Annotated in this window: 21 protein-coding genes and 5 pseudogenes; 8 read left to right on the top strand and 18 right to left on the bottom strand. The window is 69.5% G+C overall.

Annotated elements, in window-relative coordinates:
* Positions 1–193: 193 nt before the first annotated feature.
* On the top strand, positions 194–595 hold the full coding sequence (locus tag M2157_RS47820) for a DUF6193 family natural product biosynthesis protein (RefSeq protein ID WP_280859240.1): 402 nt from the start codon (positions 194–196) through the stop codon (positions 593–595).
* Between the two features lies 1 nt (position 596).
* Here M2157_RS47820 and M2157_RS47815 read toward each other — a convergent pair.
* Positions 597–1,220 (bottom strand): annotated as a pseudogene (locus M2157_RS47815) (transposase); the annotation flags it as partial.
* Positions 1,221–1,316: 96 nt separating this feature from the next.
* Here M2157_RS47815 and M2157_RS47810 point away from each other — a divergent pair.
* Complete coding sequence (locus M2157_RS47810) at positions 1,317–2,141, top strand: MerR family transcriptional regulator (protein WP_280859241.1); 825 nt, start codon at positions 1,317–1,319, stop codon at positions 2,139–2,141.
* Between the two features lie 71 nt (positions 2,142–2,212).
* Here the strand turns inward: M2157_RS47810 and M2157_RS47805 are convergent, their stop codons facing one another.
* A complete protein-coding gene (locus M2157_RS47805; protein WP_280859242.1) occupies positions 2,213–2,710 on the bottom strand; it encodes a hypothetical protein in 498 nt (165 codons plus the stop codon).
* Positions 2,711–2,757: 47 nt separating this feature from the next.
* Here M2157_RS47805 and M2157_RS47800 point away from each other — a divergent pair, with 47 nt between their 5' ends.
* Positions 2,758–3,366: a hypothetical protein gene (locus M2157_RS47800; protein WP_280859243.1), complete on the top strand. Its 609-nt coding sequence runs from the start codon at positions 2,758–2,760 to the stop codon at positions 3,364–3,366.
* Between the two features lie 317 nt (positions 3,367–3,683).
* Here M2157_RS47800 and M2157_RS47795 read toward each other — a convergent pair whose 3' ends face one another.
* A complete protein-coding gene (locus M2157_RS47795; protein WP_280859244.1) occupies positions 3,684–4,592 on the bottom strand; it encodes an NADP-dependent oxidoreductase in 909 nt (302 codons plus the stop codon).
* A 239-nt stretch (positions 4,593–4,831) separates the two neighbouring features.
* On the opposite strand from M2157_RS47795, the pseudogene M2157_RS47790 reads away from it, so the two are divergent.
* Positions 4,832–5,083 (top strand): annotated as a pseudogene (locus M2157_RS47790) (alpha/beta fold hydrolase); the annotation flags it as partial.
* Here M2157_RS47790 and M2157_RS47785 read toward each other — a convergent pair.
* The 13 genes and pseudogenes from M2157_RS47785 to solA form a co-directional block, all read right to left on the bottom strand.
* A pseudogene (locus M2157_RS47785) lies at positions 5,082–5,907 on the bottom strand (lyase family protein); the annotation flags it as partial. The pseudogenes M2157_RS47790 and M2157_RS47785 sit on opposite strands and share 2 nt — an antisense overlap.
* Positions 5,908–6,045: 138 nt before the next feature.
* Positions 6,046–7,338 carry an FAD-binding oxidoreductase gene (locus M2157_RS47780; RefSeq protein ID WP_280859245.1) on the bottom strand — a complete coding sequence of 431 codons (1,293 nt, stop codon included), beginning with the start codon at positions 7,336–7,338 and terminating at the stop codon, positions 6,046–6,048.
* A 58-nt stretch (positions 7,339–7,396) separates the two neighbouring features.
* On the bottom strand, positions 7,397–8,062 hold the full coding sequence (locus M2157_RS47775; protein WP_280859246.1) for a haloacid dehalogenase type II: 666 nt from the start codon (positions 8,060–8,062) through the stop codon (positions 7,397–7,399).
* A 45-nt stretch (positions 8,063–8,107) separates the two neighbouring features.
* A complete protein-coding gene (locus M2157_RS47770; protein WP_280859247.1) occupies positions 8,108–9,046 on the bottom strand; it encodes an aldo/keto reductase in 939 nt (312 codons plus the stop codon).
* Complete coding sequence (locus M2157_RS47765; protein WP_280868616.1) at positions 9,043–10,497, bottom strand: aldehyde dehydrogenase family protein; 1,455 nt, start codon at positions 10,495–10,497, stop codon at positions 9,043–9,045. Before M2157_RS47765 ends, M2157_RS47770 begins: the two co-directional genes overlap by 4 nt.
* A complete protein-coding gene (locus M2157_RS47760) occupies positions 10,494–11,447 on the bottom strand; it encodes a M14 family metallopeptidase (protein ID WP_280859249.1) in 954 nt (317 codons plus the stop codon). Before M2157_RS47760 ends, M2157_RS47765 begins: the two co-directional genes overlap by 4 nt.
* A 38-nt stretch (positions 11,448–11,485) precedes the next feature.
* A complete protein-coding gene (locus M2157_RS47755; RefSeq protein WP_280859250.1) occupies positions 11,486–12,877 on the bottom strand; it encodes an aminotransferase class III-fold pyridoxal phosphate-dependent enzyme in 1,392 nt (463 codons plus the stop codon).
* Positions 12,874–13,743 (bottom strand): ABC transporter permease, encoded by an 870-nt coding sequence (locus tag M2157_RS47750; protein WP_280859251.1) that lies wholly within the window; start codon positions 13,741–13,743, stop codon positions 12,874–12,876. The genes M2157_RS47755 and M2157_RS47750 overlap by 4 nt, the downstream gene beginning before the upstream one ends.
* A complete protein-coding gene (locus M2157_RS47745) occupies positions 13,740–14,660 on the bottom strand; it encodes an ABC transporter permease (protein ID WP_280868615.1) in 921 nt (306 codons plus the stop codon). The genes M2157_RS47750 and M2157_RS47745 overlap by 4 nt, the downstream gene beginning before the upstream one ends.
* Before the next feature lie 2 nt (positions 14,661–14,662).
* Positions 14,663–15,802 (bottom strand): ABC transporter ATP-binding protein, encoded by a 1,140-nt coding sequence (locus M2157_RS47740; protein ID WP_280868614.1) that lies wholly within the window; start codon positions 15,800–15,802, stop codon positions 14,663–14,665.
* Complete coding sequence (locus M2157_RS47735; protein ID WP_280859254.1) at positions 15,795–16,898, bottom strand: ABC transporter substrate-binding protein; 1,104 nt, start codon at positions 16,896–16,898, stop codon at positions 15,795–15,797. Before M2157_RS47735 ends, M2157_RS47740 begins: the two co-directional genes overlap by 8 nt.
* 109 nt (positions 16,899–17,007) lie before the next feature.
* Positions 17,008–18,006 carry a succinylglutamate desuccinylase/aspartoacylase family protein gene (locus tag M2157_RS47730; RefSeq protein WP_280859255.1) on the bottom strand — a complete coding sequence of 333 codons (999 nt, stop codon included), beginning with the start codon at positions 18,004–18,006 and terminating at the stop codon, positions 17,008–17,010.
* Between the two features lie 5 nt (positions 18,007–18,011).
* Entirely contained in the window at positions 18,012–19,148 is a 1,137-nt protein-coding gene (gene solA, locus M2157_RS47725) for an N-methyl-L-tryptophan oxidase (RefSeq protein WP_280868613.1), read from the bottom strand.
* A gap of 280 nt (positions 19,149–19,428) precedes the next feature.
* On the opposite strand from solA, the gene M2157_RS47720 reads away from it, so the two are divergent.
* From M2157_RS47720 to M2157_RS49205, 4 genes and pseudogenes are all read left to right on the top strand, one after another.
* Entirely contained in the window at positions 19,429–20,175 is a 747-nt protein-coding gene (locus M2157_RS47720) for an IclR family transcriptional regulator (protein WP_280868784.1), read from the top strand.
* A 290-nt stretch (positions 20,176–20,465) separates the two neighbouring features.
* Complete coding sequence (locus M2157_RS47715; protein WP_280859641.1) at positions 20,466–21,209, top strand: IclR family transcriptional regulator; 744 nt, start codon at positions 20,466–20,468, stop codon at positions 21,207–21,209.
* Between the two features lie 338 nt (positions 21,210–21,547).
* The gene (locus M2157_RS47710) at positions 21,548–22,981 is read left to right on the top strand and encodes a non-reducing end alpha-L-arabinofuranosidase family hydrolase (RefSeq protein ID WP_280868612.1); all 1,434 of its coding nucleotides are present in this window, start codon (positions 21,548–21,550) and stop codon (positions 22,979–22,981) included.
* A gap of 83 nt (positions 22,982–23,064) precedes the next feature.
* Positions 23,065–23,269 (top strand): annotated as a pseudogene (locus tag M2157_RS49205) (IS630 family transposase); the annotation flags it as partial.
* 236 nt (positions 23,270–23,505) lie between these two features.
* Here the strand turns inward: M2157_RS49205 and M2157_RS47705 are convergent.
* Positions 23,506–23,949 (bottom strand): annotated as a pseudogene (locus M2157_RS47705) (IS110 family transposase); the annotation flags it as partial.
* 232 nt (positions 23,950–24,181) lie between these two features.
* On the bottom strand, positions 24,182–24,427 hold the full coding sequence (locus tag M2157_RS47700; RefSeq protein WP_280859258.1) for a DUF5133 domain-containing protein: 246 nt from the start codon (positions 24,425–24,427) through the stop codon (positions 24,182–24,184).
* Positions 24,428–24,601 lie beyond the last annotated feature (174 nt).

The following is a 24,601-nucleotide window of genomic DNA, read 5'->3' as shown; positions in this document are numbered from 1 at the left end:
GGGCTGGTCGGGCAGGGTGAGGCGGGAGATGGTGATCTGTCCGGTGTCGCGCCAGGTGATCAGGGCGTGGCGGACTGGGCGAGGGATCGCGCGGACCAGGCCGATGAGGTAGTGGTGAAGCAGTGCCTCGTCAGGGAGGAAGGCGAACGGCGGCGTAAGAAGCAGCGGTTGCAGAGTCAGCTAATGTCCGAGCATGGCAGAGAAGGACATACCCGGGACAGCACCAGACGACCCTGTGGCAGCCAAGTGGCAGGTCGTGCGCGAGATGGACGCGAACCTCATCGACAAGGCCCTTGTAGAGGCGGCGTACGCAAACCCTGCCCTCCGGGCTCTGTTTCCGCTGGTCAGCCATGGATCGCTGCAGTTCAGCCGGTGCACCCGCTTCCCTTGGTCGCAGGACCTGCCCTCGGTCTTCCCCCTCTTTGGTGGACGATTTCACGTGTGGCGGCTGCATGAACCGCGAGGCTCGGGACGGGAGGAGGTCGGCGAAGCCGACTCCGCCGAAGAAGCCGTCAAACTCGTCGCCTCACACCTTCCTGCAGGCTGCGGTCCCGCCGTGGACGGCACACCCGACGTCCTCGAACCGCTCAGCTGAGTCAGGTAGCTTGTCCGGCTGCGGTGCGCACGAGCGGGTGCGGGCCCGGCCGCGTCGCCGCACTGCCACGGGTGAGGCTGCGGACCATGATGCCGATCATCGCCCAGCGGATCACGGTCTCGGACCGGGCCGGAATGGTCTGGTAGTCCCGGGCGAGGCGACGGTGGGCGGTGAGCCAAGAAAAGGTGCGCTCGATCGCCCACCGCTTGGGTTGGGCCTGGAAGCCGCGCTGGCCTGGGTCTTTACGGACGATGTCCAGCTCGCGGCCGAGGATCCGGGCAGTCCAATCGACCAGGCGGCCGGCGAAGCCCTGATCCGCCCAGTACTTCTGGATCTGCGGGTGGTCGAGCCGGGCCCACAAGAGCGGTCGACGGGCGCCGTCGCGGCCCTGGACGCTCGCGGCGACGACGTGGACCGCAATGAGCAGGCCGAGGGTGCCGGTGACCAGGAACCTCTTGCGACCCTTGACCTTCTTGCCGGCGTCGAAACCCCTGGTCACGGCGGGGACGGTGTCAGCGGTGCGGATGAACTGCGAGTCGATCAGGCCGGCGCTCGGCTCGGCGTTGCGGCCGTCCGTCTCGCGCCCCCTGTCCCGCAGTGCGTCGTGGACGCGCTCGACGGTGCCCAACTGCGCCGCTGAAGCCCCGAGTTTTCGCTGCCCCGGGCCGCCACGTAGCTTCTTGACCCTCACACCGTGTCAGGCGGTCAGCTCGGAGACATCATGTTCACCATCGGAGACTTCGCCCGGCATGGCCGCGTCTCGGTCCGGATGCTGCGTCACTACGACGCGACCGGACTGCTGCGCCCGGCTCACGTCGACCCCACCAGCGGCTATCGCTACTACACCGCTACCCAGCTCGCCCGCCTCAACCGGATCATCGCGCTCAAGGACCTCGGATTCACTCTCCAGCAGGTCCAGGACATCGTGGACGAGAAGGTCACCCTCGAGGAACTGCGCGGCATGCTGCGGCTGCGGCGGGCCGAACTGGAGACCGCAATGGCTGCCGCAGGAGCACGGCTGATCCAGGTCGAAGCGAGGCTCCGAGCGATCGAGAGCGAGGGGCACATGCCCACGAACGACGTTGTCATCAAGAGGGTCCCTTCCGTCCGGCTGGCGGAGCTGACCGCAACCGCCGCGAGTTTCGAGCCCGAGGACATCGGCCCGGTCATCGGGCCTCTGTATGACGAGCTGTTCCGGTGCCTGGGCTCGGCGGGTATCACCCCCACGGGCCCCGGCGTCGCGTACTACGAGGACGCTCCGGAGGGCGGCGGCAGGATCTGCGTCCACGCCGCTGTCCAGGTCTCCGCCCCCCTCCAGGACGGTGGCACTTTCCGGATCCTCGACCTGCCGTCCCTCGGCCAGGCAGCGACCATCGTGCACCGCGGGTCGATGGACACCGTGCTCCCCACCGCCCAGGCCCTGGCCCGCTGGATCGACGCCAACGACTACCAGTCGACGGGATACCCCCGCGAGATCAACCTGGAGTGCCCGGAAAATCGTGACGACTGGGTGACGGAACTGCAGGCACCAGTGACCCGGGCCTGATCAATCGCGACCCAGCCTGGCCGCATCACGTTCGGCAGCGGGAGACCGCTACGGTCTCCCGATGCCCGACTTCAGTCTCCGGCACCCGCTACTACACCGCCGGCGGCACGATCGTCGCGGAACGGTCCAGCACCGGCGACATCCAGTACCTCATCCCGGACCGGCAGGGCACCGACACGCTCGCCATCGACTACCAGACGTTCCAGGTCACCCGCCGCCAGTACCTGCGCTTCGGCCAGGCCCGTGGCTCCGCCCCGAGCGCCCGGCCCGGCGACAAGGGATACGTCGGCGGCGCCCCCGACCCCACGACCAGCCTGGAGAACCTCGGCGCGCGCGAATACGACCCCGCCACCGGCCGCTTCCTGTCCGCCGACCCGATCACGGAAGCCACCGACCCGACCCAGCTCGGCGGCTACGCCTACGCCGGCAACGACCCCGTCACCGGCAGCGACCCCACCGGAAAGAGGCTGGAGGATCCGGATACCGGATGCAACGGCAGCACGGCCGAGGTCGAGTCGTGCATCGCGAAGATGGACCACTCCGGCAATGAGCACCACAGCGGTCACCACGGCTTGAGCAGCTCGAGCAGCAGCTCCAGAAGCGACATCATCGGCAGTTGGAAGTCGTCGACGGGCTGCGCGAACAGGGCTATGACGGCAGGGTCTGCGCGGCGGTCAACGGCCTGCTCACCGGCGCCAGCACCATCGAGGGCGGAGTCTCGCCGCTCGCGAAGAAGTGGCGGAAGGTGCAAAAGATCCTCAAAAGCCCGGACACCACTCCCGAACAACTGGAAAGGGCGCTGCGGAGTCTGGCCACCTTCCTCAAGAGCCCCGGCAACCTGCGGTTGGTCTCCACCCACCTGGGCGGCGAGGTCCAGATCGCGGGAAGAACATTCGGCTCCGCGATCCCCAAGATCACGGCCGTCACCAGATACGCGCCCGTTACCGGCGTCCTTGCCACGGGGTGGTCGAACTGGCAGGCCACCCCTGACGTGGGGGAGACAGCCGTCGAGACGTCGGCCGACTTCGCCATCAGCTCGGTCTCGGTCACAGCCGGCGCCGAAGGGGGCGCCGCTGCCGGAGCGCTCATCGGCTCCGTCGTCCCCAGCGTGGGAACCGCGATCGGCGCCGGAGTCGGCGCCGCGGTCGGCGCTCTGGTGGGCATCGCCGGGTCAAGCTACGCCAACAACACCATCGACTACTTCTGGAAGCGGGAGGACTGGTGACACAGCACGTCTCCCCCGCTCCGGGGCACTTCCGTAGGACCGCTCGAAGCGTCCACGGACTGGCCCCGCTGCGACCGATGGAGAACCCGTATTTGAACCCCTCTCACGGGGCTGCTGAGGCTGGTGCCCCGTGGGCGACGGCTCATGTGCCACGTGCGGTGCCCGAGTGGGGGCGGCCTGCTTGACGAGGCGCCATGGAGATCGGCCCGCTCCGGACCGCCCGCTCGCCGGTACCGATCGGGGGCACGCTCGCCACGCAGGCCCGCACGTTGCGAGTTGCCTACCTCGTGGGCCTGTTCAGATACCGATCGGCCTGTTCAGATGCAGATCACGATCTTTCCTCGGGTGCGTCCGCGCTCGGCGTGCGCGTGGGCGTCGGCGATCCGCTCCAGGGGGTAGGCCTGTTCGATACGGGGTGTGTAGCGGCCTTGCCCGCCCAGTTCCGCCGCCGCGGACAGGAGAGTGGAGTCGTTCACCGCGTGGGCCACATGCGTGCCCAGGCGCTGCCCGCCCGCGTGGTCGGCGACCGTCGCGACGCGCTTCGGGTCGCCCGCGATCGCGACGAGGTCGTCCAGGGAGCCGGAGGCCGCGGTGTCGAGCACGATGTCGACGCCGTGCGGAGCAAGGGTGGTGAGGCGCTGTGCGAGGCCGGGGCCGTAGGTGGTGGGAACGGCGCCGAGAGAGGTGAGGAACTCGTGGTTGCGTTCGCTGGCTGTCCCGATCACAGTGCCGACACCTTGTGCCAGGGCGATCTCGACCGCCGCGCTGCCCACGCCCCCGGCGGCGCCCTCGACGAGGAGGGTGCGCCCCGCGAGGGGGCCGAGCGCGTCGAGCCCACGCATCGCGGTCACGGACGCGAGACCGGCGCCCGCGGCCTGCTCTTCGTTCCACGTGGCGGGGGTGTGCGCCCAGGCCGAAAGGATGAGCAGCTCCGCGGTCGCGCCGGTGACGCCGCCCAACCCGAAGACCCGGTCGCCGATGCTCACCCCCTGCACCCCGTCGCCGATCTCGTCGACCACACCGGCGCCGTCGCGCCCGGGAATGTCGGGCAGATCCAGGGGGAAGATCTGGTGCAGGGCGCCGGAGCGCAGCTTCCAGTCGATGGGATTAACGCTGGCCGCCGCGACGCGGACACGAATCTCACCGGGTCCGGGGTGCGGGTCGGGGGCCTGCTCGATCACCAGGCTCTCCGCTCCGCCGTATTCGTGGAACCGGGCTGCGCGCATAATGATCTGCCTTACTTTGACGGGCCGGAATGACGTGTTCATCCGACGCTCGTCACTCTAAAACCTGACGTTGACGTGAGGTGCAAGCCGCAACTGCCGCCCGGCCGGAGGAGGGCAGGCGCGGATGGGCGAGGTTGCCGAGCGGGCGGGGGTGAGCGTGGGGGCCTGCGCCACTACGAGGGATCACGCCGCCCGTCACGGTCGACACCCATGTGCCCTCGGACGGGCTCGGCGATCCCACCATCCCCGTGCGCTGCGGCAAAAACGCGGACGACACCGGCTACGACGGGGCCGACGCCTGCGCCGAGCACTCCGGGGCGCTCCTGCCGTACATCGGCACCTCGCACACCGCGCGCGACCTCGACCTGATGCGCTACCTCCTCGGCGACGAGCGGCTGCACTACTTCGGCGTCTCGTACGGAACGGCGCTCGGCGCGGTCTACGCCCACCTGTACCCGTCGCACGTCGGACGGCTCGTGCTCGAAGCGCCGGGTTGACCTTCCCCGGCATGATGGACGAAACCGCCTGCACCGGCGGCAGGTTGATCTCGTTCAGGCCCGCGCGCGGCCCGGACGACAGCAACCGCAGGTCGTTGCAGCCCTTGGAGAGCTTCACGGCGATCCGCTTGAGCACCGGACATCTGGACGAACGCCCCGCAGTCCTGCGTGGCCTCGACCAGGTTGGCAGCCGTCACCAGCGGCAGCACCGTGATCGCGGCGAGGTGGCGGCGGGCGCACTCGGCGTATCCGGCGGGGGCGTTGAGGCCGGTGCCGATGGCCGTGGCGCCCAGGTTGATCTCGTGGACCAGTTCCATGGCCTCTGCCAGACGGCTGCGCGCCCCATCTTCAGTACGTCACGGAACTCCACCGCCTTGCGGGCGAAGGAGTCCTGGAGCACCGCCATCGCCCGGAGCAGCTCGTGCACCGCGAACACGGTCGCGATCTTGACCGCCGTCGGGTAGATGTCGTTGGTCGACTGCGACCTCGTTGGCGTTCATGTTGGTCGAGGTGCCGGCGCCGCCCTGGATGACGTCGACGATGAACGGGTCGTGTGGCTTGCCGGAACGGATCTCGCGGCAGGCGGCGACGATGGCGGCCGCCTTCTCCGGTGCCAGGAGGCCGAGTTCCTCGTTGGCGAGGGCGGCGGCCTCCTTGACGGCGGGAGCGTCGACGAGGTGCGGGTGGGCGGAGATCGGCGTCCCGGTGATGGGAAAGTTCTCGGTGGCACGCAGGGTGTGGATGCCCCAGTACGCGTCGGCGGTGACGTCCCGGTCTCCGAGCAGGTCGTGTTCGCTGCGGGTGACAACGGCGGTCATGGCTGTGGGGGCCTTCTCCTGGAGCAGGTACGGGCGTGGCCGCAGGGGGCGCGGGCGCGGCTGCCGCGGGAGCCTTCCGCGACCGCTTCACGGAAGGCCCTCGCAGGGTCACCGGGCCGGCATCGGCTCGGCAGCGGGTCAGCGCAGCTTGTCCTTGGCCTTGTAGTAGGCCCCGCCGAACGGCAGGAACCACGGCGTGCCGTTGTAGAAGGGGACGGGAACCTTCGGGAAGCCGAGGCCGCGCAGGGGGTTGGCCTCCGGCTTGCCGTCCATCATCTCGGCGACGGCCCGGCCCATGTACGTGGCCATCTGGACGCCGTGGCCGCAGTAACCCATCGAGTAGTACAGGCCCTTCGCCCCCTCTGCCTCGCCCGCGTGCGGCAGACGGTCCCAGGAGAAGCCGACCATGCCGCCCCATACGTAGTCGATCCGCGCGTCGGCCAGCTGCGGGAAGATCTCCGCCATCTCCTGCTTCAGGATGTCGCCGCTCTTGACGTCGGAGGCGGGGTTGGAGGAGGCGAAGCGGGCCCGGCCGCCGAAGGCGAGGCGGCTGTCCGGGGTGAGGCGGAGGTAGTGGCCGATGTTCTTGGAGTCGACCACCAGGCGGCCGTTGGGGATGAGTTCGCGGGCGCGTTCCTCACCGAGCGGTTCGGTGACGATGATGAAGCTGCCGACGTTGATCAGCCGCTTGCGGAACCAGGGCAGCGCCTTGTCGGTGTAGGCGTCGGTCGCGGCCATGACCTGCTTCGCTCGGATGGTGCCGTGCAGGGTCTCCACGTCGAATCCGCCACCGGGCAGGCGGGTCAGACCGGTGGCGGCGTTGCGTTCGTGGATCTCGGCGCCGGCGCGTTCGGCGGCCTCCGCCAGGCCGTGGACGTACTTGCCCACGTGCAGGGCGGCGCTGAGCGGGTCCAGCAGGGCGCCGTGGTAGTAGTCCGAGCCCAGTTCGGCCTTCAGCTCGCCGCGGGACAACAGCTGGGTCTGGTGGTCGAAGTTGTCGGCCAGGTCGCGCTGGGTGGCCTTCATCGACTCGAAGTGTTGGGGCTTGTACGCCACGCCCAGGCGGCCCGCGCGGTTGAAGTCGCAGTCGATCTTCTCGTTGCGCGTGAGCTCCTCGACGACGTCGACGGCCTCGCGGAAGGAGTCGTACAGCTCACGGGCGCGTTCCTGGCCGTAGCGCTTGCGGGCCTCGCCCGTGCCGATGGTGATGCCCTGGGTGCACATGCTGCCGTTGCGGCCGGACGCGCCCGAGCCGACCTTGTCCTTCTCGACGAGGACGACCCGGGCGCCCTTGCGGGCGGCGTGGTAGGCGGTGGACAGGCCGGTGAGGCCGCCGCCGATGACCACCACGTCCGCCTCGTCGGGCAGGTCCTTTCCGGACCGGTCGGGCAGGGCGGGAGCGGTGTCGAGCCAATAGGGGATCTGCTTCATGGCGTGCGTCCTCTGTGTTCTCTGTCCTGTGTCGCCGTGTAGCCGTGCAGCCGTGCTGTCAGCAGCCGAGCAGCTTCGGCAGGCCCGTCATGTCGGTGAGCTCGTCGTAGGGCTGGTAGTCGGCGCTGCCGGGGCGGCCGTAGCGGTTGATCCACACCCGGCGCTTCAGGCCGAGGTCACGGGTCGGGATGTGGTCGTACTCCCAGCCCTGGGCGGTGTGGATGACCTGCGAGGGCTGCACGCCCATGGTCTTGAAGGCGTGCTCGAAGGTCTGGCGGTCCGGCTTGTAGGCGCCTGCCTGCTCGGCGGTGATGACGTAGTCGAACTCGACGCCGATGTTCTCGACGTTCCGGGCGATCAGGTTGTCGTCGCTGTTGGTGATGATGGCGATCTCGTACTTGCTCTTCAGGGCGCGCAGGGCGTCCGGTACCTCCGGGAAGGGGCCGAAGGTGGGAACGGCCTCGACGAGGGCGTCGCCGTCGGAGGTGCGGTACTCCAGGCCGTGCAGGCGCATGGCCGTCTTCAGGCTGGAGTGGAGGATCTCGTGGTAGGGGCGGTACGCCTCCAGGACGGCTTGGAAGCGCATGACGCGGAAGTCGTCGAGGAACTCGTCGACGTCCAGGTTGTCCAGGTCCAGCCGGTCGGCGAGGACCTTGAGGGTGGTGGGGCCGAGCTGGAAGTCGACCAGGGTGCCGTAGGCGTCGAAGGTGACGATCTCTCGCATGGTTCTTCGCTCCGATTCGAGGGTTTTCAGGGGGAGTTGAGAGCTTCAGACGATGCGTTCACCGGGGGAGACGATCGCGTCGAGGGCGGCCAGGTCGGCCGCGTCGGGGATCCAGTCGGCCGCCGCCGCGTTGGCGGTGACCTGGGCGGGGGTCATGGCGCCGCAGATGACGGAGCCGACGGCGGGCAGGGCGGCGAGTGCGCCGACGGCGACCTGGAGGAGGGTCAGGCCGCGCTGGGTGGCGTACGCGGTGAGTGCTTCGACGCGGTCGAGGGCCTCGTCGGTGAGCCAGCCCTGCCGCCAGGACAGGCGGCTGCCTGCCGGGGGCCGCTCGCCGCGCCGGTACTTGCCACTGAGCAGGCCGTTGGCCAGCGGGTAGTAGGGGAGAAGACCGATGCCGTGTTGAAGGCACGCGGGGATCAGATCGGCTTCCACACCGCGGTCGAGCAGGTGGTAGCGGGCCTGGGTGGACACGAAGGCATCGCTCAGGTCCTCGGCCGGGAGGGCGGAGCAGCCTATGTACCCGATCTTGCCCTCGCCGACGAGTTCGCGCAGGGCGGCGATCGTCTCGTCGAGCGGGGTGACGCCGTCCGGCTCGTGGTACTGGTACAAGTCGATGCGGTCGGTGCCGAGACGGCGGAGCGAGGCTTCGACGGCGTACCGGATATAGGCGCGGGCACCTCGCCGACCGTACTGATCGGCCTCCGGCCCCATCTCCATGCCGAACTTGGTGGCCAGGACGACGTCGTCGCGGTTGCCCTTGAGGGCGGCGCCAAGCAGCCGTTCGCCGTCACCGCGCGTGCCGCCCTGTTCGCCGAACCCGCCGTACATGTCGGCGGTGTCGAACAGGGTGACCCCGGCGTCGAGGGCCGCGTGGACGACGGCCTTCGTGCCGTCCTCGTCCAGGCGGGAGCCGAAGTTGTTGCCGCCGACTCCGACCACGGAGACGGCCGGACCGCGTTCGCCCAGCTTGCGGTACCTCATGACCGGCTCCCGAATCCGATGCAGACGTTCTTGGTCTGCGTGTAGCTCGCCAGGGCTTCGAGGCCCTTCTCCCGGCCCCAGCCGCTGTGCTTGTAGCCGCCGAAGGGCAGTTCGACGCCGGTGCCGACGCCGGTGGCGTTGACGGAGACCTGGCCGGCGCGGATGCCCTCCGCGAGGCGCATCGCCTTGTCGATGTCGCGGGTCCAGACGTAGGAGGAGAGGCCGTACGGGCTGTCGTTGGCGATGGCCAGGGCCTCGTCGGCATCGTCGAAGTCGATGACGGTGACGACGGGGCCGAAGATCTCCTCGCGGGCGCAACGGGCCTGGTTGGTCAGGCCGGTGAGGACGGTCGGCTCGATGTAGTAGCCGTCGGCCAGTGCCGGGTCGGACGGCGCACCGCCGCCGACCCTGACCGTCGCGCCCTCCTGCCGGGCCAGGTCGAGGTAGCCCAGCACCCGGTCGCGCTGGCGGGCGGCGACCAGCGGGCCGATGTCCGGGTCGGACAGGCCTGGGCCGACGCTCAGGGTGGCGATCTTCTCCACGAGCCGGTCCAGGAACTCCTCGGCACCGCGCTGGAGCAGGAGACGCGTCCCGGCCGAGCACATCTGTCCGGCGTTGCTGAACGAGGCGCCCAGGATCGCCTTCAGGGCCAGGTCGAAGTCGGCGTCGGCGAAGACGACGAACGGCGACTTGCCGCCCAACTCGGTGACGGACGGCACCACGTTGGCGGCGGCCGCCTGGGCGACCTTGATGCCGGTGGGGACGGAGCCGGTGAAGGTGACCTGGTCGATGTCGGGGTGTCCGGCGAGGGCGGCGCCGGTCTCGCCGTCGCCGGGGACGACGTTGAGGACGCCGGGTGGCAGGCCGCACTCCAGGGCGATCCTGCCGATCTCCAGTGGGGTCAGCGGCGCCTCGGGGGAGGGTTTGAGCACCACCGTGCAGCCCGCGGCCAGTGCTGGGGCGGAGCCCCTCGCGGTGTTCTGCAGTGGGTAGTTGAACGGGATGATCTGGCCGGAGACGCCGATCGGCTCGCGCACGGTGTAGTCGAGCAGCCCCGGGCCCAGCGGGATCGTGGACCCGCCGAGCTTGTCGGCGAAGCCCGCGTAGAACTCGAAGTAGCGGGCGGCGGCCTCGACGTCGGCCTTCGCCTGGCTGAGCGGCTTGCCGGTGTCCTGGCTCTCCAGGCGCGCCAGCCGTTCGCCCTGGTAGCGGATGGCCTCGGCGATCCGGTACAGGATCCGGCCCCGGTCCGCGGCCCGCATCCGGGCCCACTCGGGCGAGGTGAAGGCCGCGCGCGCCGCCGCCACCGCCTGGTCCACGTCCGCCGGACCGGCCAGCGCGACCTGGGCGATGGCCGTCCCGTCGGACGGATCGAGAACGGTGAAGGTGCGAGCGTCCGCGGCCGGGATCAGCTTGCCGTCGACCAGGAGCAACTGGGTGCCGCCGCTCATGGCCGTATCTCCCCCTGCACCTCGCCGAAGATGACGACCTCGTCGCCCGGGCGGACCGTGCGGATCCGGCGCACCCACAGCACGATGCCGTCCTGCGGGGCGCGGACCTCCTCCAGCGTGTTGCCGTAGTGGTCGACGATGTGGGCGATCAGGTCGCCTTCCTTGCACGTCTCCCCCGGCTCGGCATGGCCGAGGAAGAAGCCGCCGGCGTCGGAGCGGGCGAAGGTGCCGGAGGTGGCCGTGTAGCTGTCGCGCAGCTGGGTCTCGCCGTCGATCATCTTCAGCTGCCGCATGATGTTGCGGATCGAATCGATGTGCAGCTCGACGTTCGACTCCCGGTAGGTGCCGCCGCCCGCCTCGATGGTGATGGCCGGCTTACCCGCCGCCAGGGTGGGATGGCGGACCGTGCCGCCCCACTTGCCGCCCTTCCACACCAGCTCGTGCCCGGCGGCCAGCGCCAGGTCCGTGGCCAGGTCCTCGTAGCCGCCCTGGAGGATGACGAGCGGGGCGATCTCGCCGAAGGTGCCGCCTGTGTGCAGGTCGACGAGCGCGTCGATGGCGGGCACGACCTGCTCGACGAAGGTGGCGGCCAGGCGCAGGGAGTACGAGCCCTCCGCGTCGCCCGGGAAGATCCGGTTGAGGTTGAGGTAGTCCAGGCCGCTGGTGCGGGCCGCCGCCTCGAAAGCCGGGGTGTTCATGCAGGGGATGCCGACGAGCGTGCCGCGCAGGGTGGCCGGGTCGGCCTCGGCGAGGACGCGGCGGATGGCCTCCTGCCCGTCGTACTCGTCACCGTGCACACCGGCGTCCACGCACAGCACCGGACCGTCCTCGGCGCCGTTGACGACGATCAGCGGTATGCCGAGTTCCACGCCGTAGCTGCTGGTGCCGACCGGGATGAGGCCCTGGGCGCGCTCGCCGGGGGCGACGGTCAGCGGACCGATGGAATACATCAGAGGGTTCCTTTCGAAAGCGGGTTCACAGGCGTGGATCAGAGGCGGTGGGACGCCTCGTCGAGGGTCGCGGTGAGGATGTCGGCGATACGGTCGAGCAGGTGGCGGTCACTGATCAGCGGGGGCGCGATCTGCACCAGGGGGGCGGCGCGGTTGTAGACGCGGGCCAGCAGGCCGGCCTCGCGCAGCCGGCGCGGGATCAGGTCGGCGATCAGATCGGCCCGGACGGTGTCGCTGAATCCGCCGCCGTCCAGGTCGCCGACGAGTTCGCAGGCGTAGAAGAATCCGGCGCCGCGGACGTCACCGACGATCGGCAGATCCGCGAGCGAGGCCATGCGCCGGGCCAGGTGGTCCTGCTGGCCACGGACGTTCTCCAGGATCCGGTCCCGCTCCATGATCTCCAGGCTGCGCAGGGCGATCGCGGCACTGAGCGGGTGTCCGGCGAAGGTGTAGCCGTGGTTGAGGACCGTGCCGGGCCGGTTGATGACCTCGGTGATCTGGTTGCTGACCAGGGTGGCTCCCATGGGGGCGTAGCCGGCGGTGATGCCCTTGGCGACGGTGACCATGTCGGGGCGGGCGCCGTACAGGTCGCCTCCGAACCACTCCCCCAGCCGCCCGAACGCGGTGATCACCTCGTCGGCGACAAGGAGGAAACCGTAACGGTCGGCCAGCGCCCGCAGGCCCGGCCAGTAGCCCTGGGGCGGAGTGATGCAGCCGCCGCGGTTCTGCACCGGCTCGGCGATCAGCATGGCGATCGTCTCCGGGCCCTCGGCCAGGATCGCTGCCTCCAGCTCGGCGAGCAGATGGGTGGCGTACACGTCGTCGTCGGCGAACTCCGGCGCGAGGCCGAAGCGGTTGGTGTTGGACACGAAATGGGTGTCGATCGCGCCGGGGCCGTACGGCTCGCGCAGCCCGGGGTCGTCGGTCAGGGAGAGGGCGCCGATGGTCAGACCGTGGTAGGCGCCACGGCGGGAGATCGCCTTGACCCGGCCGGGCTCCCCGCGCAGGGCGTGGTAGCGACGGGCGATCTTCCAGGCGGTCTCGACGGCTTCCGCTCCGCCGCCGGAGAAGAAGGTGTGCTCGACGCCGACGGGCGCGATCCGCGAGAGCCGCTCGGCGAGTTCGATCGCTGTGGGGTGCGCGGACCCGGACCACAACGGGCTGAAGCACAGCTCGCGCAGCTGCTTGTCGGCGGCCTCGGCGAACTCGGGGGCGTAGGAGTAGCCGATCTGGCAGCAGTAGAGGCCGGAGAGGCCGTCGATGTAGCGCTTGCCGTCCGCGTCGTCGATGTAGGGGCCCTCCCCACGCTGGACGACGAAGAGGTTCTCGCCGTTTTGCCCGAGAGAACCGTTGGGGGTCATGTTGAGCAGGAGGTGTCTGGCCGCGGTGGCGGACAACCCGCCGGCGGGGGTGCTGGTAGTGGTGGTCATGATGCGGTCTCACTTCCGGCGGGGAGCCCCACTCCGGGTTCTGCGGGCAGCAGCCCGTCCTGCTTGCCGGAGCCGCTGAGCTTGCGCACGACGCCGACCAGTGCCAGGGCCACGACGGCGACCGCGATGAGGATCGCGCTGACGGCGGTCACCGACGGGTCGACGTTGTACTGAAGGACGTTGAACACCTGGACCGGCAGGGTCGTGGTGTCCACGGAGGACAGGAACTGCGAGATGAAGAACTCGTCGAAGCTGGTGATGAAGGCGAAGATCCCGGCGGCGACCAGGCCGGGCATGGCCAGCGGGAGGGTGATGCGGCGGGCGATGGTCAGACGGCTCGCGCCCATGCTGGCCGCCGCGTCCTCCAGGCGTTCGTCGATGCCCTTCAGCGTGGCCATGAGGATCATCACGGCGATCGGTGACGCGAGCACGGTGTGTCCGAGGGCGATGGCGACCGGGCTGCCGAGCATCGAGGCCGGCTCGAAGAGGAGGAACAGACCAAGGGCGATGACCACTTGGGGGATCACCAGCGGGGCCAGGACCAGGCCGTAGACCGCCGAGCGCAGCGGCAGTTCGCTGCGGACCAGGGCCGTGGCCGCCGTCATGCCCAGGACCAGCGAGAAGACCGTGGTCATCGCCGCCACCAAAGCGCTGAGCGACAGCGCGGCGGGCCACTTGCTGCCGTCGGCGAAGAGGACCTTGTACCAGCCGAGCGTCCAGGAGTCCGGCGGGAAGGAGCCGAAGGCGTCCTTGCCGAAGGAGGTCACGACGATGACGACGATCGGCATGGCCAGGAACAGCAGGATCAGCGTGGAGAACACGGCCAGCGTGATGCGCCCGGCCAGGGTGGAACGGAGTTCGATCATGACGCCGTACCCCGGTTCCGAAGGGCCTCGCCGGCCGACTTCAGCAGCCTGAGGAGCAGCAGTCCGGCGAAGGTGAGGAGCAGCAGGATGATGCCGAGCGCCGAGGCGCCGTTCCACTGGTTCTGCTTCATGACCTGTTCGTCGATGAGGGAGGCGACCATGGTCTGCTTCTCGCCGCCCATGAGGGCGGGGGTGAGGTAGTAGCCCAGGCAGAGGATGAAGGACAACACGCCGGCGTTGACCAGGCCGGGGGCCACCAGGGGGACGTAGACCCGGCGGAAGATGGTGATCCGGCCGGCGCCCATGCTGGCCGCGGCGGCGAGCAGTCGCTGGTCGATGCCCTTCATCACGGCGTACAGCAGCAGTACGGTGTACGGCAGCATCACGGCGGTGGTGCCGATGACGACGCCGATCTCGTTGTAGAGCAACTGGAAGGGTGCGCCCGGGAAGTGGATGTCCGTCAGGACGTTGTTCACCACGCCGTTGTCACCGAGCAGGATGATCCAGCCGTAGGTGCGCACCAGAGCGCTGATGAAGTGGGGGACGACCACCACGATCATCGTCAAGCCCGCCCACAGGGGCTTGAGCCGGGAGATCGCAGAGGCCAGCAGGAAGCCGATGACCAGGGCGAGCAGGGAGGTCTCGGCGGAGATCCGCAGGGTGGTGAGGAGGATCTCCAGGTTGGCGCCCTGGAACGCGTCCGCGTACCAGTGGAGGGTCAGGCCGCCGTTGTCGCCCTTCAGGCTCAGCATCAGGGTGCTGAAGATGGGATAGACGAAGAGGATCAGCAGATAGACGACCACGGGCGTGGCGTTGAGCAGTCCGAAGCGGGTGCGGCGGTCGGACAGAGCGTGGCCCAGTCGTTTCTTGCGGGGCGCCGGAGCGGCGGAGCCGGATACGGGGGCGAGCACGGCCATGGTCACCCCCCGTGTTCCGCGTCGGGAAAGACGCTGACGTTGGCGGGGTCCGCGGCCAGGTCGACCCGCTGGCCGAGAGCGGGTGCGCGGCCGGCGGGCAGTTCCAGTCGAATGAGTTCGGTGTCCGTGCCGCCGAGGGGGCGGACGGTGACGCGGACCAGGGTGCCGACGTAGGTGACCGTCTCGACGGTCCCCGTACAGAACCCGTCGCCCGGCGGACACAGCACGAGGCGGCCGGGCTGGACTGCCGCGCGCACCCGTGCGCCGTCCGGGACGGCCCGCAGGCGGGCCTGCAGCAGACCGCCGCTGTCCAACCGTACGAGGGTGTGCTCCGCGTTCTGTTCCTCCACGCGGCCCGGGAGGAAGTTCGCGGCGCCGAGGAAGTCGGCGACGAACGGGGTGCGGGGGCGCTCGAAGAGCTCCTGCGGGGTGTCGAACTGGTCGATCAGGCCGTCCCGCATCACCGCGATCCGGTCGGACAGGACGAGCGCCTCCTCCTGATCGTGCGTCACATAGATGACGGTCAGGCCGAGTTCCTGCTGGATGCGTTTGATCTCGGTCTGGAGCTGGTCGCGCAGCTTCTTGTCCAGGGCGCCGAGCGGCTCGTCCATGAGGATCACCGGGGGCCGGTAGACCAGGGCGCGGCACAGGGCGACGCGCTGCTGCTGGCCGCCGGACAGCTCGCGCGGCCGGCGGCGGGCCATCTTCGAGAGTCCGGCCATCTCCAGCGCTTCGCCGACCCGGCGGCGCAGCTCCGCCTTCGGCACGCCGCGCAGTTGCAGCGGGAAGGCGACGTTCTCCCACACCGTCATGTGCGGGAAGAGCAGGTACTGCTGGAAGACAAAGCCCAGTCCGCGCTTCTGCGGGGCCAGTCGGGTCACGTCACGGCCGCCGACCACGATGCTGCCGGAGTCGGGCTCGCAGAACCCGGCGATCATCATCAGGGTCGTGGTCTTGCCGGAGCCCGAGGACCCCAGGAAGGTGACGAACTCGCCCGCCGCGATCTCCATGGAGACCTCGTCGACCGCGGTGACGCCGCTGTACGTCTTGCGCAGTGCCTGCACTGACAAGGGCTTTCCGCTGCCGGCCAGCGCCGCCGGGGCGGCGAGCGACGGCTCGGACATCACGTGGGTCTCAGGCATGAGTCCACTCCTGCCAGCGCTTGGACACGGCGTCCTGGTTGTTGATCCACCACTCGACGTCCAGGTCGAAGCCGGACTCCAGGTGTCCGGGAGAGCTACCCAGGTTCGCGGCGGTGGTCGTCGAGAGCTTCTTGTAGGCGCCGGGCACCGACGGGGCCATCGGGTAGATCTCGGCGTAGGCGGCCTGCACCTCGGGGCGCAGCGCGAAGTCGATGAGCCGGTAGGCGGCGTCGAGGTTCGCGGCGCCCTTGGGGATGCCAAGGGCGTTGCTCTGCCGACGGGCGCCGTTCCACTGGTAGGCAAGCGGTGCGCCGCCCTTGATCAGGGCGTCCAGGCGGCCGTGCCAGACGCTGGAGGCATCGACCTCCTTGCGGCCCAGCAGCACGCCGGGCAGGGCGCCGGTGTCCCAGAACTTGCGGACGTGGGGCTTGATCTCACTCAGGACCTTGAAGGCGCGGTCCACATCGAGGGGGTAGAGCTTGTCCAGGGCCACGCCGTCGGCGAGGAGGGCGAACTCCAGCTCGGGCAGGTCGGCGTCCAGGGCCTGCAGGGCGCGGTTGCCCGGGAACGCCTTGGTGTCCCAGAAGTCGGCCCAGGAGGAAGGTTTCTGCTTGCCGAAGGAGTCGGTGCGGTAGGCCATCACGCTGGCCCAGTAGTTCTTGCCGACCGCGTTGGAGGTGACCAGGGTCTTGGCGATGCCCGCGTTCTTGAAGTTCTTCAGCCGGTCGTAGTCGAGGTCCTCTGTCGCGCCCTGCTGCTTGAAGAGCACGAAGTCGGCCATCGAGTCGTCGATGACGTCGAACTGCGGGCGGCCCTGCTTGATCTGGGCGAGCATCTGGGCGTACTCGATGTTCACCACCTTGACCTGGATGCCGGTCTCCTTGGTGAACGGCTCGTAGATCGCCTGCTGGTTGGCGTCGCCGTAGGAGCCACCGCTGTTGCGCACGACGAGCGTCTTGGAGCTCTTGCCGCCGCTGCCGACGGACCGGCTGGTGCCGGTGCCGCATGCGCTGAGCGACGTGGCGGCGGCGATGCCTGCGGCAACGCCGCCTGCGCCGCGCAGAAACACTCTGCGGTCGATCCGAAAGTCCTTCACCGGTTGCCTCCTGGAGGTGCGGTACGAGGGGAGAGGATGCGTGCGGGGGTGCGGGCTGGTGCGGTTGCCCGTTCTGGTCGTACGGGGAGGGGTTTTGCGGGGGGTGGGGTCAGTGGTCGCCGGAGTCCCGGGGGGCTGGGGCGGCGATGGCTGCCAGTTCGGCGCCGGGGGCGACGGTGAGGCCGCGCATTCCGTAGAAGATCCGTCCGGTGGCGGGGGTGTGGATCTTGTACTCCTGGCCGTCGGCCGGGGCGATGACGTGGCCGATGACCTGGCCGGCCGTCACGTCGTCGCCGGCGGTGAACTCCGGGTACCAGAGGCCGCTGTTCTCGGCTGTGACGCCCGCGGCCCAGACCCACTCGCGGACCGGCGACGCCGGGTTCTGGGGCCGTGTGTCGAGGACTCCGAGCCGGCTCAGCACCCCGTACAGGCCGCCTACCAGGCGCCGGGCGGCCTCCGGGTCGCGTTCGCCCAGCTGCCCGGTCTCGACGAGGATCGCCGGGATGCCTTGTCGGGCGGCGGCCGCGTGGCTGTTGCCGCCGTCGGCGTTCATGCCGAAGATGACATCTTCGATGCCGAGGGCGCCTGCCATGTCGGCCGTCTTGCCGTCGAGTTCGGGGTCTCCGGTGAGGCGGTAGCCCACGAAGTCCTTGAGGACCTCGTCGATGCCGCCGGAGTGCAGGTCGACGTAGGCGTCGGCGCCTTCGACGAGGTGGGTGAAGAGCCAGGCGGCGAGCCGCTCGGTGGGGCCGCCGTCGGGGTCGCCGGGGAAGACGCGGTTGATGTTGACGCCGTCGACCGGGGAGACGCCGAGCCGTCCTTGGTACACCGCCGGCGGGTTGGCGACCTGGCAGACGACGACCTGGCCGTGCACCTCGCCGGGTTCCAGCAGGGCCGCGAGCCGGGTGGCCGCGTCGATGCCGGTGAACTCGCCGCCGTGCACGCCTGCCGTGATGAGGACGCGAGGGCCGGGGTGAGCGCCGTTGACCAGGGTCAGCGGGATGTCCGCGGTGAGCGTGCCCAGGTCGGCGGGTACGGTGCCGCGGACCTTGTTGCCGGGCTCGGCGCTCAGGGCGCCGACGGACAGGGAGCTCTTCGTCGAGGTCATGGTCGTCACGCCACCGTTCGGTCGAGGGTGGACAGGAAGTCGACGGGCTGCGGCGAGTCGCCGTCCAGCGCCAGGTCGGCGGCGATGTCGCCGAAGGCGGGCGAGAGCTTGAAGCCGTGGCCGGAGAAACCGGCGAGCAGGACGACGTTCTCGGCGCCGGGCAGCGGACCGACCAGCGGGCGGCTGCTCGCGGTGTAGCCCTCCATATAGACGGAGAGGCGGGTCGGATCGGGGTTCAGGTCCGGCATGTGACGCCCGATCAACTCGGTGAAGATTTCCAGCTCCTCGGGCTCGACGGTCCGGTCCAGCTGGTTCGGGTCACCGGCGGGGCGGTGCAGGGCGCGGGAGAGGCCGAGCTTGACGGAGACGCCGTCCGGGGAGGGCAGGCCGTAGCAGTGCGTGGGCGCGGTACGGATGAAGGCGGGGCGCTCCTCGCCGAACCAGGCGTCGGTGGTGGGCACGTACCAGGCGCTGATCAGCCGGCGGATGTCGACCTCCCAGGGCAGGTCGGGCAGCAGGTCGTTGACCCAGGGGCCGGGGGTGACGACGGCCGTGTCGAAGTGCTCGTTGCCGGCGTCGGTGCGGATCTCGACGCCGTTCGCGACGGGGACGATCTCGCGGACCGCGGTGTAGCGGTGGATGCGCGCGCCCAGCTCCTCGGCGCGGCGGGCGGCGGTCTGGATCGACAGCTCGGGGCGGATGAAGCCGGCCCTGCGGTCGAGTACGGCCGCGTCACCGTCCTCGATCCGGAACTGCGGGAAGCGCTTGGCCAGGGCATCCACGTCGAGCACCTCGTGGTCCAGGCCGTGCTCGGCGATGGACTGAAGGACGGTGGCCATCTGATGGTGACCGGCGGGCCCCATCAGCAGGCATCCGGTGAGGCTGCGCAGTTCGCGGCCGGTCTCCTGCTGGAGTCGCTCCCACAGGGCGTCGGCGTGCTGGAGCAGCGGCACGTACCGGGAGTCCTCGAAGTGGGCGCTGCGGAAGATCCGGGTTTCGCCGCCGGCGGCGCTGCGGTCGTGGCCCGGGGCGAAGCGGTCGTAGCCGACCACCTCGGCGCCGCGGGCCGCCAGGCGCCAGGCGGCCTGGCTGCCCATCGTTCCGACGCCGACGACGGCGACGCGCTTCCTGGCAGCTGACACGGGGCTTTCCTTTCGTTTCGCCGGGGCGCATGCTGGCCCCCGACGTGAGGCTGATCGATTCGAGGCGGTCTGGGCGGGGGCTGGGGGCTTCTCTGCGGCCCAACAGCTGGGTGTCGCCGCATCTCAAGTCCGGCTCACTTCGGCGGGATCTCCCCGGGAGCCGTGCCACATTGTGGAACGCTGTGCTAGAATCTGGCACGAGAATGGCAGGGCCACGAAAGGGAGTCAAGAGGATGTCCCTGGAGAACTCCGAGGATTAACAGGGGGAAATCGGATGGAAATGAAGAGTGTCACCAGATCACTGCGCATCCTGGAGGCGGTCGCCCAGCACCAGCCGGTGACCGTCGGGGAGCTGACGAAGCTCTTCGGCCTCCCGAAGTCGACCGTGCAGCGCACCCTGGTCACGCTGGCCGAGGCGGGGTGGCTGCGGGCCAACCGCAGGGACACCACCCGCTGGGAGATCGGCGCACGGGTGCTCGCCGTACGCCCCGCCGCCCTGCAGGGATCCAGCCTGTTCGCCGCCGCCCGCGAACCGATGGTGCGGCTGAGGGACAAGGTGAACGAGACCATCCACCTGTCGGTGCCGGACGCCCTGCAGTGCATGGTCGTGGTGGACCGCGTCGACTGCGACCACGCCGTACGGACCTTCCACGCCATCGGCGACACCTCACCCCTGCACGCCACGGCCACCGGGCGCGCCGTCCTCGCCCATCTGCCGAAGCAGGACGTCGAGGAGTTCATCGCCCAGGGGCTTGAGCGCTACAGCGAGACGACACCGGTGGACGCCGAGGACCTCCGTGCCGAGCTGCGCCGGACCAGCGCCGACGGCTACGCGGTCAACCGCAACCAGTACCGGCCGGACGTCTGCGCCATCGCCGCGCCCGTCCTCGACGAGGACGGCACGCCGCTGGCCACCGTCGCCATCTCCATGCCCGACTCCCGGTACGACGAGGACCAGCTGCCCGAGTGGGGCCGCCTCGTCGCCGACACGGCCACGGAGATCACGGGGCGCCGCCTGGGCGCCTGAGCGGGAAGCGGGGATCAGCCCCGCAGGAACGAGGGCCAGCTCCCCCGCCCGGGAGTCGGCCCTCGCGTTTCCACGCCAGGCCCAGCCCTGCACCCGGCCAGGGGGAAGCGCGGGCACCGGCGCCGGATCCACATTCCGCCTCTGCGCCGGTCCGATCTCCAGACAAAGGCACGTGCCACATTGTGGGACGCCATGCTAGAATCCGGCACGAGCATGCCTGCGGCTCCGGGAGGAAGTCGAGAGGTGAGTCCGACGACGTCTGCAGAACCCCCGGGGGCGCGGCAATGGAAATGAAGAGTGTGACCAGGTCACTGCGCATCCTGGAGGCGGTCGCCCAGCACCAGCCGGTGACCGTCGGGGAGCTGACGAAGCTCTTCGGGCTCCCGAAGTCGACCGTGCAGCGCACCCTGGTCACCCTCGACGAGGCGGGCTGGCTGCGGGCCAACCGGACAGACACCACCCGCTGGGAGATCGGCGCACGAGTGCTCGCCGTACGCCCCGCCGCCCTCCAGGGCTCCAGCCTGTACGCCGCCGCCCGCGAACCGATGATGCGGCTCCGCGACGCGCTGAACGAGACCATCCACCTGACCGTTCCGGACGCCCTGCACTGCATGGTCGTGGTGGACCGCATCGACTGCGACCACGCCGTACGCACCTTCCACGCCATCGGCGACACCTCACCCCTGCACGCCACGGCCACCGGGCGCGCCGTCCTCGCCCATCTGCCGAAGTCCGAGGTCGACGAGCTCACCGCGGGCACGCTGGAGGGCTACGGCGAGGAGACCATCACCGACCCGGTCGCTCTACGCGCGGAGATACGCCGTGTCAGAGAGCGCGGATACGCCGTCAACCACAACCAGTACATCCAAGGTGTCTGCGCCATCGCGGCACCCGTCCTGGACGGTGACGGCGTGCCGCTGGCCGCTGTGGGCATCTCCATGCCCGACTCCCGCTTCGATCCCGCCCGGCTCGCCGAGCTGGGGCGGCGGGTGACCGACACCGCGGCGGAAATCACCGCCCGCCACCTGGGCTGAGGACAACGCCGAGCACGTCCCACCGCCGGGGAACGACATCGTGCCCTCCGGCCCGGACCACAGCCGGCTCGGGCCCTACGACACCGTGGGCTACGCCTTGTCGGAGCCGCGTCCGGGGCATGCGGGCCTCTTTCTGCGTGGCAACTTTCTGCGTGGCAGCGCATGGTGTCGGCTTCGTCCGGCCCGCCGGCCGCCTGGGCCGGTGAGGCGGGGGCAGGGCCGCACAACACCACGCAGGTGCCCGGACCTCGCCCACGTCGCTCGCCCACAGGAGCAGACGGACGTCAGCCTCTGACAGGGAAGACCGGAGTCGCTTGCTCAAGGATGACGAGGTCCTTATGCGCAGACGTAGTTTCAGCCGCAGACGCCCGTCCGCGGTGCTCGCCGCCGTGGTCGCGGCCCTGGCCGCGTTGGCGGCACTGCTCGTTGCCGGCCCGGCTCAGGCGGCCACCACCAGCGACGTGCGCGGTGTTGATTCCGGCCGCTGTCTCGATGTGGCGGGCTTCAGCCAGACCGACGGCGCGAACGTGCACATCTGGGACTGCCGCGGCGGAACCAACCAGCAGTGGACGTTGACGGACAGCGCCCAGCTGACCGTGTACGGCAACAAGTGCCTGGATGTCCGGGGCGGCGCCACCACGCCCGGGACCCCGGTGCAGATCTGGACGTGCAACGGCAGTGACAACCAGCAGTGGCGGGTGAACCCCGACGGCACGATCGTCGGGGTCCGGTCCGGCCTGTGCCTGGAAGTCGCGGGCTGGGGCAAGGCCAACGGCACAGGAGTGCAGATGTGGTCGTGCCACGGCGGCACCAACCAGAAATGGACCGGCCTGTCAGGGGCGAACAACGTGTGTGCTCTTCCGTCGACGTACCGCTGGACATCGACCGGCCCGCTGGCGGAGCCGAAGGCGGGGTGGGCCTCACTCAAGGACTTCACCAGCGTCGTCCACAACGGCAAGCACGTCGTCTATGCCACGACGCACAACACCCTCGCCGGTGACGATGGACGCTGGGGACTGACGACCTTCAGCCCCTTCACGAACTGGTCTGACATGGCCAACGCCACCCAGAACACGATCCCCTTCGATGGCATCGCGCCGACGCTGTTCTACTTCGCCCCGAAGAATCTCTGGGTGCTCGCCTACAACGGGGCTTGGCCATACAGCTTCGGCTACCGCACCTCGAGCGACCCCACCAACCCCAACGGCTGGTCCGCGCAGCAGGAACTATTCACGGGCACCCTCCCGAAGGGCGGCCCCCTCGACGTGACCCTCATCGGCGACGACACGAACATGTACATGTTCTTCGCCGACGATGAGGGTGGCATCTGGCGCGCGAGCATGCCCATCGGCAACTTCCCGGGCACCTTCGGTTCGTTCACGAAGATCATGAGCGACACGCCGCTCAACCTGTTCGAGGCGGTTGAGGTCTACAAGGTCCAGGGTCAGAACCAGTACCTCATGATCGTCGAAGCCCAGAATTACACAGGGTACGGTCGCTACTTCCGCTCGTTCACGGCCACCAGCCTCGACGGCACCTGGACACCGCAGGCCGACACCGTGACCAACCCCTTCGCCGGCAAGGCCAACAGCGGCGCGACCTGGACCAACGACATCAGCCACGGCGATCTGGTTCGCACCAACCCCGACCAGACCAAGACCATCGACCCCTGCAACCTCCAGTTCCTCTACCAGGGGCGCGACCCCAGCACCGACGGCATGGACTACGGCCTCCTGCCGTACCGGCCGGGCGTGCTGACACTGCAGCGATAGTGCCGCATCAGGCAAGGTTCACCCTCTTTTGACGGGTCGTCCGGTTGCTGCACTCGGTGGCGCCGGACGGTCAGAATGATCATGTGGCTCAACGAGTACGGGTGCGAGATCGATGGCGACGAGGGGCAGCGGCTGCTGCGGATCGTCCGCCGGGGCACCGGGTGGGTGGTGACCTGGTGACGGGCCCAGATGGTGATGTTGTCCGCGCAGGGCATGGGCGTTGCCAAGATCGCCGAGGTGACGTTCACCAGCGCCGACCGGGTCCGCGACGTCATCCACAACTTCAACCGGCCGGCCGCTGCGGGCGACGGCGTACGGGTGTTGGGGCCGTCGGCCGGCTGGGCACGGTGGACCTCATGGGAAGCGTTGACGAACGGCAAGAGGCCCGGGCGCTGGCCGCGCCGGCCCGCGACGTGGCATGGGCACGGACCAGACTGCCTGGCAGCGGATCTTACGCGCGATCAGCGGCGGCAGCTGGGGCCGGCCGCCTACCGGCTGGACCGTGATCAGACCCGCAGCCGGTTGACGGTGCGGGTGCGGTCCGCGACCAGGTCCATTCGCCGGCCGGTGAGGATCTTGAGGTCGGTGACGGTCTCGTCCTCGGACCGTAAGGGCTGGAGGTCACGACGGATGCGAACCTGATCCGCGATGACCGCGGCGTCCTTGGCATCGGTCTTGCCTTCACCGCGGTAGCTCTCAGAGGCGCGGTGGATGGCTCGGCCGGAGATGTAGTGGACCAGCTGGTCATGGTTGAGGAGGATTGCGATGGCCAGGGCGGATCCGCCGTCGGCCAGGTCGATTCCCCAAGTCACCTCGTCGCCCAGGGCCAGGACGTCGGTGAGAAGCTCGAGAAGGTCGGGCTCGTCGTTGGCGACGCGCCGCGACAGCAGCCGACGGCCGCTCTCGTCGATCGCGACGCAGTGGTGGTGGGTCTTTCCTGCGTCGATGCCGGCCCAGATCGCGGCCATGCGGTGCCTCCGTACAGTGTGCTGCGGGTGCCTCCCACCGACGACTTCGCTGTCAGATCCCTACTCAGCGATCATTCGCAATTCCTCATCGGCAGCCGAGTCGTCGTGGGGCGCCGAGCGGCCAATCGTTTCTAGCTACGAGCAGCGGATCAGTTAGAGCCACACTCGGCGCCCTGGGTGGGTGAACCGCACGAAGGGCTCACCACGTCCCGCAGAACAACGTAGGGATCAGTTACGCGGCCAGCGTCTTGTCCTCTTGGAGGACGCCGGCACGGCTCGTGCTGTACTGCTCCAGCAGAGCATCGGCCACGCGCAAAGCCTGCTCGGCAGTGCGGGCCCCGGTCATCACACACAGCGTGTACGTGGAGTCTTCAAGAGCACTGCTGGTGCGGCCGGTAGGGCGCACGTCATGTTCGATACGGGCCTGAGCAAACCGGGCCAGAACAGCGCGCAGTTCCTTCTCCGCCGGAATGATCACAGTGACACCTTCCCCTCGACTCCTCCCACCGGGCGGCTGCCCGCACCGCGAGGAACTGGCTGCATCCAGGCTCTGACACCCACGGCTCACCACCGGGCACGTCAAGCAGGCCTCACGTGCCCCGCAACCGGCGGTCTATGCCACGGTGCGCGCTGCCCTTCGGCCCGTGCCGGA

Origin of the sequence: Streptomyces sp. SAI-127 (genome assembly GCF_029894425.1) — a bacterium.
GTDB lineage: Bacteria > Actinomycetota > Actinomycetes > Streptomycetales > Streptomycetaceae > Streptomyces.
This window is presented reverse-complemented; position numbering and strand designations above follow the sequence as displayed.

Bases quoted from the DNA above. Each gene is read 5' to 3' on its own strand.
- M2157_RS47770 (WP_280859247.1), bottom strand. From the start codon at position 9,046: ATGAGGTACCGCAAGCTGGGCGAACGCGGTCCGGCCGTCTCCGTGGTC.
- M2157_RS47750 (WP_280859251.1), bottom strand. From the start codon at position 13,743: ATGATCGAACTCCGTTCCACCCTGGCCGGGCGCATCACGCTGGCCGTG.
- M2157_RS47715 (WP_280859641.1), top strand. From the start codon at position 20,466: ATGAAGAGTGTGACCAGGTCACTGCGCATCCTGGAGGCGGTCGCCCAG.
- M2157_RS47720 (WP_280868784.1), top strand. From the start codon at position 19,429: ATGAAGAGTGTCACCAGATCACTGCGCATCCTGGAGGCGGTCGCCCAG.
- M2157_RS47745 (WP_280868615.1), bottom strand. From the start codon at position 14,660: ATGGCCGTGCTCGCCCCCGTATCCGGCTCCGCCGCTCCGGCGCCCCGC.
- M2157_RS47775 (WP_280859246.1), bottom strand. From the start codon at position 8,062: ATGCGAGAGATCGTCACCTTCGACGCCTACGGCACCCTGGTCGACTTC.
- M2157_RS47820 (WP_280859240.1), top strand. From the start codon at position 194: ATGGCAGAGAAGGACATACCCGGGACAGCACCAGACGACCCTGTGGCA.
- M2157_RS47740 (WP_280868614.1), bottom strand. From the start codon at position 15,802: ATGCCTGAGACCCACGTGATGTCCGAGCCGTCGCTCGCCGCCCCGGCG.
- M2157_RS47810 (WP_280859241.1), top strand. From the start codon at position 1,317: ATGTTCACCATCGGAGACTTCGCCCGGCATGGCCGCGTCTCGGTCCGG.
- M2157_RS47730 (WP_280859255.1), bottom strand. From the start codon at position 18,006: ATGACCTCGACGAAGAGCTCCCTGTCCGTCGGCGCCCTGAGCGCCGAG.
- M2157_RS47765 (WP_280868616.1), bottom strand. From the start codon at position 10,497: ATGAGCGGCGGCACCCAGTTGCTCCTGGTCGACGGCAAGCTGATCCCG.
- M2157_RS47710 (WP_280868612.1), top strand. From the start codon at position 21,548: ATGCGCAGACGTAGTTTCAGCCGCAGACGCCCGTCCGCGGTGCTCGCC.
- M2157_RS47760 (WP_280859249.1), bottom strand. From the start codon at position 11,447: ATGTATTCCATCGGTCCGCTGACCGTCGCCCCCGGCGAGCGCGCCCAG.
- M2157_RS47780 (WP_280859245.1), bottom strand. From the start codon at position 7,338: ATGAAGCAGATCCCCTATTGGCTCGACACCGCTCCCGCCCTGCCCGAC.
- M2157_RS47755 (WP_280859250.1), bottom strand. From the start codon at position 12,877: ATGACCACCACTACCAGCACCCCCGCCGGCGGGTTGTCCGCCACCGCG.
- M2157_RS47795 (WP_280859244.1), bottom strand. From the start codon at position 4,592: ATGCGCGCAGCCCGGTTCCACGAATACGGCGGAGCGGAGAGCCTGGTG.